Raw genomic sequence first — 1,098 nt, 5'->3', positions numbered from 1 at the left:
TAGAAAAGGAAGAAAGAGAAATATATGAAAATGAAAGAAAGGCTATGATGATAAGAAAAGCAGAAGTGAAAACTGCTGAAATTAAAGGTAGAAAGGAAGGAATAAAAGAAGAAAAAATAAATATAGCTAAAAATTTATTAGATGTTTTAGATAATGAAACAATAGCAATAAAAACAGGACTTTCAATAGAGGAAGTTAATAGGTTGAGAAGGTAAGAAAAGCCATGGCAGATGCCATGGCTATTTTAATTTTAGATTTTTTATACATAAGGGTTACGAACATCATCAAATTAATATAAAGAAAAAAACTAAATTCTTAAAGGAAATTAGTCAAAAACAAAATAAAAACTTAGCTAAGGTTTTATTTATTGTTTAAATAATAAATAGTATATATTTAAATTAGTTTTTTGATTTTGTTTTATAGGAATACTCATTTATAAAAAATGGAACAGTAGACCCAGTAGTTATTGCAACTCTTATATAGTTAGTTTCATTATATAATCCCAAAAAACCTAGAAGAATAAATAATAAGATATTTATTAAAATTATTACTAAAGTATAGATAACTAAATTATTATTTAATATTTTTTTTATTATGTTTTTTAAGTGAAATTTTTTATCAATATAACATATCGATAAATAAATAGATAAATAAATTAATACAAATATGCATAATTGTTTAATATTCATAAATAGAAGCTAATCCTCCTTTAACTAACCTTTAGTAATTAAATAAAAAGATAATTGATAGTATTATAATGTTTGATTTGCTTTTTTTGGAGTATCACCAATAGGTTGGATTTAAATTATGAAAATATTGGTGATACTCCATTTGCTTAATTTAAAAGATTAATACTGCAGAATTAGGGTTTATAATATTAAGCCCAAGGCATATCTTTTAAATCTTTTAAATTCTCAGAAGCTTCATCAGGGTCATAATTTGCTATAGCATTACCAAGTAGATATCCTCCTTATAGTAGTTGTTATTTTAATCAATACTGTGACCGTCGCGACAAGATTATTAAAACAAATTTAATTCATAAAATCAACATATATGTCATGAATTGTTAATATAACGCCATGGATTGTAAAAAAGTAT

Annotated in this window: 1 pseudogene; it reads left to right on the top strand. The window is 23.1% G+C overall.

The window, feature by feature from the left end:
• Positions 1–215 (top strand): annotated as a pseudogene (locus BUA77_RS13305) (hypothetical protein); the annotation flags it as partial.
• Between the last annotated feature and the right edge of the window lie 883 nt (positions 216–1,098).

The organism is Tepidibacter formicigenes DSM 15518 (assembly GCF_900142235.1).
GTDB lineage: Bacteria > Bacillota > Clostridia > Peptostreptococcales > Peptostreptococcaceae > Tepidibacter > Tepidibacter formicigenes.
The sequence above is the reverse complement of the archived record's forward strand: the minus strand, read 5'-3'. Positions and strand labels throughout refer to the sequence as shown.